Source organism: Corynebacterium sp. CCUG 51687, from assembly GCF_024453995.1.
GTDB lineage: Bacteria > Actinomycetota > Actinomycetes > Mycobacteriales > Mycobacteriaceae > Corynebacterium > Corynebacterium pseudogenitalium.
Window position 1 is genome coordinate 268,035 of the sequence record NZ_JAGPYT010000003.1, and the last position, 8,518, is coordinate 276,552.

The following is an 8,518-nucleotide window of genomic DNA, read 5'->3' on the forward strand; positions in this document are numbered from 1 at the left end:
CTTACTTGCCTTGACGCTGCTGCATTCGGCGCATACGGCGGTTCATACCCGCCATGTTCTGGGCCTGCTTCGGCAGCGGGCCGCCAGGCAGACCAGGCATCTGGCCAGGCTGCGTACGAGCGTCCATGGCCTCGAGCTTGGCGCTCATCGCGTACACATCATCCTTGCGGTAGTGGCGTGGCAGCTTCATCAGGTGCTTCTGCAGATCGCGCACGGCCACCTGGCCTTCGCCTTCGCCCACGTACACCTCGTGGATCGGTACGCCTGCCAGCAGGCGGTCCACGCGGCGGGACTCCTTCTTCATCAGGGTGCGCAGGCGGTTCTCGTTGCCTTCACCAACCAGGATGACGCCTGGTAGGCCAATCACGCGGTGCACGGTATCCATATGGGTGTTGGCCTGCACGCCGGTCTTGGTGATCCACACCATGCCGATGGTGTTGCGCAGGTTCTCCAACGTCCAACCGGCAACGCCCGGGGTATCACCGACCTCGTCGTACATCGAGCGCTCCAAGCGGCGGGTGAACATCCACATCGCCAGCACGGTACCGAACGCCAAGCCGAGCGCCAGCATGTACCACTGGCCGCCCCAAATGAGGCCGATCAAGAAGAAAAGCAGACCCATGCCAAGCAGGCAGGCCAGCATAATCGGGATGAGCTTCTTATCCCGCTTGCGCTGAATCTGAAACGCCTGCCAAATCTGGCTACGTGTCTGCTTTCCCTTTGCGCGCTTCGCGGCGCGCTCCTGCTTCTTCGCAGCCTTCAGGGCTGCCTTATCCTTCGACTGAGCCATGCCGTCAACTCTATGTCACGAACATGGCCGGACCAAAGTGGCCAAAGCGGGTTAGGAACGTGTTGCTACCGGGTGATCCTTCGAAGCACCGTACTTCTCCAGGAGCGTCGAGGCTTCCTGGGCAGTGTCGCCCTTCGAGGTTTCCGCCAGGTGGCGCAGGTTTTCCGGCAACTCCAGGCCGCGGTGCTCCATCGCCTCGACGTAGAGCTTGCCCGCGCGGTATGAGGAGCGCACCAGTGGACCCGACATGACGGCGCCGAAGCCCATCTCGTAGGCCGCGTCGCGGTACTCGATGAACTCTTCGGGCTTTACCCAACGGTCGATCGGGTGGTACATCGGGCCGGGGCGCAGGTACTGGGTGATCGTGATGATGTCAGTGCCGGCGTCAACAAGGTCTTGCAGCGCCTGCATGACCTCTTCCTGGGTCTCACCCATGCCCAGGATCAGGTTGGACTTGGTGATCAAACCGAAGTCGCGCGCCTGGCGGATGACGTCCAGAGAGCGGTCGTAGCGGAACGCCGGGCGGATGCGCTTAAAGATGCGCGGGACCGTCTCCACGTTGTGCGCGAAGACCTCCGGACGAGCTTCAAAGACCTCCTGGAGCAGATCCGGCTTGCCGGAAAAGTCCGGGGTGAGATTTTCGACGCCAGTATGCGGGTTGAGCTCGTGAATCTTGCGCACAACCTCCGCATACAGCCACGCGCCCTCATCCTCGAGGTCGTCGCGGGTCACACCGGTGATGGTGGAGTAGTTCAGGTTCATCTCGCGAACTGACTCCGCCACACGCTGTGGCTCGTTGACGTCGAGCGGCTCGGGCTTCGCCGAGTTGATCTGGCAGAAGTCACAGCGACGAGAGCAGTTCGCGCCACCGATCAGGAATGTCGCCTCGCGCGACTCCCAGCACTCGTGAATGTTGGGGCAGCCGGCCTCCTGGCACACGGTGTGAAGGGACGCGCCCTTCACCTTCTTTTTCATGTCCTCGTACTCAGGGCCGGTCTTGACCGCGTTGCGGATCCAACGCGGTTTCGACTCGATAGGGGTCTGGGCGTTGCGTTTTTCTACGCGAAGTAGTTTGCGTCCTTCTGGTGCAATAGTCACGCCGTCCACCGTAACGGACAGCCCCTCCAAAGTCGAGGTTTAATGGGAGGCTCGCCTTACATCTCGACGTTTGAGCCCCTTCGTCGGATCCGGTGCCGAACCAAAGCTGTGGTCGGCCACCACGAGCTCGCCTGCAAGGGCGCGCTTGAGGGCGTCGAGCAGCGGAGCGGTCATCTCCTTAGGCGTGACGTCGCGGCCAAGCTCCAGGCTCATCGTGGTCACGTCGGCGTCGTCGATGCCGCACGCAACGATGTGGCCGTAGTGCTCCAAGGTGTTGTCGCAGTTCAGCGCGAGCCCATGCATGGTCACTCCGCGGGTGATGCGGATACCCAGCGCCGCGATCTTCCTATCGCGGTGCGACGCCGAGCTATCCGCCGCGTCGACGGTTTTTGGCACCCAGACGCCGGAGCGGCCGTCGATACGCCCGGCGGCATGTACCCCCGCCTTGCGCACCGTTTCGATGATCGCCTCCTCCAGGCGGCGCACGTAGTCCACGACGTCTACCGGCTGGGCAAGCTTGATGATGGGGTAAAGGACAAGCTGGCCCTCGCCGTGCCACGTGATGCGTCCTCCGCGATCAACGTCCACGACCGGGACCGGGTACGACGGATCCGGCAAGTCCTCCGGCTGGGTTCGCTTGCCCGCGGTAAACACCGAGGGGTGCTGCAGCACCAGCACCGTGTCCGGGATCTCGTCTGCCGCTCGCTGCTTGGCTAAGTCCGCCTGGAGGTGCCAGGCCTCCTCATAATCAACGAGCCCCAGCTCGCGCACATCAATAGGCGCGGCTGAGGCCCGAATGGACTTGTCGGCAGGGAAGAACGGATCGCGTGGAGCTGTCATGCCTGCCAACGATAGTCGCTAGTTTTCGACACCGTTAGCGGCAGCGTACTCATCTGCCGTCATCAGCGGGCCGACCTCCTCGACCTCAACCTCGAAGAGCCAGCCGGCGCCGAACGGGTCCTCGTTAATGGCCTCGTAGGCGCCGTCGATGTCTTCGTTGACCGCGGTGACCGTGCCAGTGACCGGTGCGTACAGGTCGGAGACCGACTTCGTCGACTCGACCTCGCCACAGGTTTCACCCGCCGTGACCTGGTCGCCGACCTGTGGCAGCTCAGCGAACACGACCTCGCCGAGGCGATCCGCCGCAACGTTCGTGATGCCTACGCGCACCTTGGTGCCAGCAGCGTCCTCAGGGCGAGCGTTGATCCACTCGTGATCCTCCGAGTAGTAAAAATCAGGGTTCAAAGACATGATTACTTGTCCTTTCGGGAATAGAACGGTGTGTCCACAATAGTAAACGGATAGCGGCGGCCGCGGATATCAATCTCAACATCCGTGCCAACCTCGGCGTGCGCTGGGTCGATGTGTGCGAGCGCCACCGGACGCTGCAGCGTGGGCGAAGGCTGCCCGGAGGTGACCACGCCGATGCGCGTATCGCCCAGGTAAATCTCGGCACCCTCGCGAGCAGCGCGACGCTGCTCCGACGACAGCCCGGCAATAACCACCGACGGCTCGCGGCTGACAAGCGCGTCCTTGCCCACGAAGTCCGCCTCTTTCTTCGCAAACGCGCGGCCCATCCCGGCCTCGACCGGAGTGATCTCGCGGGAAAGCTCGTGGCCGTACAACGGCATCGACGCCTCGAGCCGCAGGGAGTCGCGCGCAGCCAGGCCGCACGGCGTCGCGTTCGGTGCGAGCGCGTCCCAGATCGCGCGGGCGTCCTCGCGGTCGCAGTAGAGCTCGAAGCCGTCCTCGCCGGTGTAGCCGGTGCGAGCGACCAGCACGTCGCAGTGACCGAAGCGCATCGGTGCCGCCGAGTAGTACGCCAAGGCACCGGCGTCGCCGTCGAGGTGCGAAGCGATCGTCGATAAGGAATCAGGGCCCTGCACCGCAACAAGCGCGACGTCCGCGCTACGGTTCGTCAGCTCTACATCGAAGCTTGCTGCGCGCTCCTGAAATGCCTCCCACACCGCGGGCGTGTTGCCAGCGTTCGGCACGACCAGGAAGTGATCGTCTGCGAGGCGGTAGGAGATCAAATCGTCGATGATGCCGCCATCTTCGGCCACAATCATCGAGTACTTCGCCTTGCCAACACGCAACGTAGACAGCGTGGAAATCAACGTGTAGTCCAAAAACTCCGCAGCCTGGGGGCCGCGTACATCAATCTCGCCCATGTGGGAGAGATCAAAGATGCCGACGCGCTCGCGCACCGCACGGTGCTCCGCAAGCTCGTTGTCGTACTTCAGTGGCATGTTCCAGCCACCGAAGTCCGTAAAGGAAGCACCAAGCTCCTCATGCGCTGCAAACAAAGGGGTCTCAGCCATCACAATCACTCCTTACTTTTCCGCACTCGCTGAACTTTCAGAAATATCAAACGCCTCCGGCGGCGGGCAGGAGCACACCAGGTTGCGGTCGCCGTACGCCTCATCAATGCGGCGCACAGGCGGGAAGTACTTCTCGCGCACCAAGCGCTCTACCGGGTAGGCGGCCTGCTCGCGGGAGAACTCGTAGTCCCACGCGGTGCTAGCGACGCTGTGCGCGGTAAACGGCGCATGGTGCAGGACGGAGGCCTCGTAGGACACCTTGCCGTCGATGATCTCTTGGATCTCCGCGCGGATGGAACGCATCGCCTCGATGAAGCGATCCAGCTCGTCCAAATCCTCGGACTCGGTCGGCTCCACCATCAGCGTGCCCGCCACCGGGAACGCCAGGGTAGGGGCGTGGAAGCCGTAGTCCACCAGGCGCTTCGCCACATCCGCCGCGGTCACGCCCGAGCGGTCCGTGAGCTCGCGCAGGTCCAGGATGCACTCGTGGCCCACCAGCCCGTGCTCGCCGGTGTAGAGGATCGGGAAGGAATCATGCAGCTCGTTCGCTACGTAGTTCGCCGCTAGCACCGCATGCGCAGTTGCGGATGCCAACCCCTCCGCACCACTCATCGCGATGTAAGACCACGCGATCTGCAGCACGCCCGCCGATCCGAACTTCGCCGCGGCTACCGGCACACCCTCACCAACCGGGGCAGGGTTGGCCGCGTGCGTTGGATCCACGTTCGGGTCCGTCGGCAGGAACGGAATCAGGTGCTCCGCCACACCAATCGGGCCGACGCCCGGCCCGCCGCCACCGTGCGGAATCGTAAACGTCTTATGCAGGTTCAGGTGAGACACGTCGCCACCGAAGTCGCCCGGCCGCGCAAGCCCAGTCAACGCGTTCATATTCGCGCCATCGATGTAGACCTGGCCGCCCACCGCGTGGACCTTCTCTGCGACCGCCTGCACCGTGTCCTCGTACACGCCGTGCGTGGACGGGTAGGTGACCATAATCGCCGCTACGTGCTCGCCGTGCTGCTCAAGCTTCGCATCCAAGTCAGCCAGGTCGATCGAGCCATCCTCCGCAGTCTTCACGACGACCACCCGAAGGTTCGCCAGCGTCGCCGACGCAGCGTTCGTACCGTGCGCCGACGCCGGGATCAAGCAGATGTCACGGCCATGGTCACCACGGGAAACGTGGTAGCGGCGAATCGCCAACAGGCCAGCCAGCTCGCCCGTCGCTCCCGAGTTTGGCTGCATAGATACCTCGGCGTATCCGGTGATTTCGACAAGCCAGGCGCGGAGCTCGTCGATAAGCTCCCTCCAACCAGCCGTGAAGCGATCCGGTGTGTACGGGTGCACGTTCGCGAATGCTGGCCACGTGATGGTCTCTAGGCCCGCGGTCGGGTTCAGCTTCATCGTGCAGGAACCCAGCGGGATCATCGTGCGATCCAGCGCGAGGTCCTTGTCGCCGAGCTTGCGGATGTAGCGCATCATCTGCGTCTCAGAATGCACCGAGTTGAAGTTCGGGTGCGTCATGAACTCCGTTGTGCGGCGCAGCGCCTCGGGCAGCGCGGACGGCGCCTCGTGAGCAACCGTGTCGACACCGAAGCCAGCGAGCAGCGCCGCGAGGTCGTCCTCCGACGTGTCCTCCCCGAAGGAGACACCCACCGTGGTCGCGTCAATCGGGCGCACCAGGTAACCGGCATCCGCCAAGTGCTCGCACACTGCCTCGGAGCTGTCCACGACGACGGCCACCGTGTCGAAGAACGCGTCGTGCTTGACCTCGATACCCGCGTCACGCAGGGACTTGGCGAAGCGCGCCGCCCAGTCATGCACCTGAGCAGCGATTGCCTCAAGACCGCGTGGGCCGTGGTACACGGCGTACATCGACGCTGTCACCGCGAGCAACGCCTGCGCGGTACAGATGTTGGAGGTCGCGCGCTCGCGACGAATATGCTGCTCACGGGTCTGCAGCGCCAGGCGGTAGGCAGGAGTGCCCTCCGCGTCCTTCGACACACCCACCAGGCGGCCCGGTAGCTGGCGCTTCATCTTCTCCTTGACCGCCATGTACGCGGCGTGCGGGCCACCGTAGAACAGCGGAACGCCGAAGCGCTGCGTGGACCCGATCGCGATATCCGCGCCAAGCTCACCAGGGGACTCCAGCAGCGTCAGCGCAAGAATATCCGCATCCACCGCGACCAAGCCCCCGCGCTCGTGCACCGCCTCGACCACCGCGCGAGGATCAACCACGTCGCCCTCGGTGCCGGGGTAGGCCACGATGGCACCCACGAGGCCCTCTCCCACGACCCCCTCACGCAGGTCAACGACCTCCACCTCGAGGTCAAGCGTGCGAGCACGCTCCGACGCGACCCGCAACACCTGCGGGTGCAGGCGCGCATCCAGCAGCACCGTCCGACCCTTGCGCACTGCGCGAGCCATCAAGCCGACAGCCTCCGCAGCCGCCGAAGCCTCATCCAGCAGGGAAGCGTTCGCAATGTCCAGGCCGGTCAGGTCCTGCACCATAGTTTGGAAGTTCAGCAGTGCCTCAAGACGACCCTGCGAAATCTCAGGCTGATACGGTGTATACGCCGTGTACCACCCAGCATCCTCGACCACACCGCGCCGAATTACCGGCGGCGTCAACGTCGACGAGTACCCCTGGCCGTAGAACGCCTTGAGCACCTCATTTTTCGACGCCAACTCCCGCAACCGATCCTGCGCCTGGTATTCCGTGAGCGGGGCAGGAAGGTCGAGCGGCCGTTGAAGTAGCAGATCGGCGGGGATAGCGGCAGTGGTCAGCGCCTCGAGTGAGTCGTAGCCGACTTTCGCGAGCATCGCCTCCGTTTCCTGCGTGTCCGGACCGATATGGCGGGTGATGTAATCCAAGATCTACTCCTTTGGTAGTTCTGAACCTGATGTCGTGAATAGTCTACGGGGCAAAACTGGCCTGGGTCGGCCAGTCAGCTGAAAAAATGCAGAGGTGAAAACAGCGGTGGCCCCAACACCGTATTGGCATTGGGGCCACCGCTAAGATTCCTCATCTTGACCTGTTTTAGAGGTCTAGGTCGTCTTCAAAGTCGCCGGTTTCGATGCGGTCCTTGATCGTGGTGACGAAGCGGCCTGCATCTGCGCCGTCGATCAGCTGGTGATCGTAGGTGAATGGCAGGTAGCACATCTGGCGGATCGCGATGGAGTCGCTACCTTCCTCTGTAACGATGACCGGGCGCTTCTCAATCGCCGCGGTACCCAGGATGCCTGCCTGTGGCGGGGTGAGCACCGGCGTATCTAGCAGTGCACCTTCGGAACCGATGTTGGTCACCGTGAACGTTGCACCAGACAGGTCGTCCGGGCGCAGCTTCTTGTTGCGTGCGCGGGTCGCCAGGTCGTTGATAGCTTGCGCGATCTGCGCCAGGTTCAGGTCCTGTGCACGCTTGATCACCGGCACGAGCAGGCCCTGTGGCGTATCCACTGCGACACCAATATTGACGTCCTCGTGGTAGGTGATCTCCTTCTTCTCCGCATCGTAGGACGCGTTGACGTTCGGGTGGGAGACCAGGGCCTCGGCCGTCGCCTTGATGAAGAACGCGAGGTAGGTGATGTTGGCGTCGTGCTTCTTGATGAACTCCGGCTTCACGCGCTTGCGCAGCTCTGCGATGCGGGTGACGTCGACTTCCTGAACGTGCGTCAGCTGAGCTGTGGTCTGCAGCGACTCGACCATCTTCGCAGCGGTGATCTCGCGGATGCGGTTGACCTTCTGAGTGGTGCCGATCAGCGACTGCTTCTCCGGATCCACGGACTTGGTGGACCAGTTGGAGCGTGCGCCCTTCTTTTCCTCGGACTTCGGAGCCGATGCCTCGGCCTTGTCGTCGGATCCACCCTTCGCTGCAGCGATCACGTCCTGCTTGCGAATGCGACCACCAACACCGGTGCCCTCGACCGTGGACAGGTCAACGCCGTGCTTTTCCGCAAGCTTGCGCACGAGCGGGGTGACGTACGGGAGGGAACCGTCGGACTTGTTCACCTTGGTCGAAGCCTGCTGTGCTGGCTTGTCTTCCTTCGGCTTCTCTTCCTTAGGCTCCTTGGCCTTCGGGGCTTCCTTTGGCTCCTCTTCTTCCTGAGGCTCTTCCTTTGGCTCCTCGGCCTTCGGAGCTTCCTTTTCTGCTGGTGTTGCGTTGGCGTCGCCGATGCGGGCGATGACTTCGCCGACCTCGACGGTGTCGTCTTCCTCAGCGAGAATCTCTACGAGCGTGCCTGCGACAGGGGAAGGAATCTCAGTATCGACCTTGTCGGTGGAGACCTCGAGCAGTGGCTCGTCGACCTCGAC

7 protein-coding genes are annotated in these 8,518 nt (G+C 63.1%); all 7 read right to left on the bottom strand.

Annotation, left to right across the window (positions count from 1 at the left end):
- Position 1: 1 nt before the first annotated feature.
- Positions 2–790, bottom strand: coding sequence for a DUF4191 domain-containing protein (locus tag KBX13_RS04970; RefSeq protein WP_256021053.1), 789 nt, complete (start codon positions 788–790; stop codon positions 2–4).
- 51 nt (positions 791–841) lie between these two features.
- On the bottom strand, positions 842–1,888 hold the full coding sequence (gene lipA, locus KBX13_RS04975) for a lipoyl synthase (RefSeq protein ID WP_070363464.1): 1,047 nt from the start codon (positions 1,886–1,888) through the stop codon (positions 842–844).
- A gap of 39 nt (positions 1,889–1,927) precedes the next feature.
- The gene (gene lipB / locus KBX13_RS04980) at positions 1,928–2,728 is read right to left on the bottom strand and encodes a lipoyl(octanoyl) transferase LipB (protein ID WP_256021054.1); all 801 of its coding nucleotides are present in this window, start codon (positions 2,726–2,728) and stop codon (positions 1,928–1,930) included.
- 18 nt (positions 2,729–2,746) lie between these two features.
- On the bottom strand, positions 2,747–3,139 hold the full coding sequence (gcvH, locus tag KBX13_RS04985; protein WP_083290837.1) for a glycine cleavage system protein GcvH: 393 nt from the start codon (positions 3,137–3,139) through the stop codon (positions 2,747–2,749).
- A gap of 2 nt (positions 3,140–3,141) precedes the next feature.
- Complete coding sequence (gcvT, locus tag KBX13_RS04990; RefSeq protein WP_256021056.1) at positions 3,142–4,209, bottom strand: glycine cleavage system aminomethyltransferase GcvT; 1,068 nt, start codon at positions 4,207–4,209, stop codon at positions 3,142–3,144.
- Between the two features lie 12 nt (positions 4,210–4,221).
- Positions 4,222–7,080: an aminomethyl-transferring glycine dehydrogenase gene (gene gcvP / locus KBX13_RS04995; protein ID WP_256021058.1), complete on the bottom strand. Its 2,859-nt coding sequence runs from the start codon at positions 7,078–7,080 to the stop codon at positions 4,222–4,224.
- A gap of 166 nt (positions 7,081–7,246) precedes the next feature.
- Positions 7,247–8,518: 2-oxoglutarate dehydrogenase, E2 component, dihydrolipoamide succinyltransferase (sucB, locus tag KBX13_RS05000; RefSeq protein ID WP_256021059.1), on the bottom strand; the 1,272-nt coding region annotated here is incomplete at its 5' end.

What these genes read in the sequence shown, in the direction of transcription:
- gcvH (WP_083290837.1), bottom strand. Translation starts at nt 3,139, where the DNA reads ATGTCTTTGAACCCTGATTTTTACTACTCGGAGGATCACGAGTGGATC.
- gcvT (WP_256021056.1), bottom strand. Translation starts at nt 4,209, where the DNA reads ATGGCTGAGACCCCTTTGTTTGCAGCGCATGAGGAGCTTGGTGCTTCC.
- KBX13_RS04970 (WP_256021053.1), bottom strand. Translation starts at nt 790, where the DNA reads ATGGCTCAGTCGAAGGATAAGGCAGCCCTGAAGGCTGCGAAGAAGCAG.
- lipB (WP_256021054.1), bottom strand. Translation starts at nt 2,728, where the DNA reads ATGACAGCTCCACGCGATCCGTTCTTCCCTGCCGACAAGTCCATTCGG.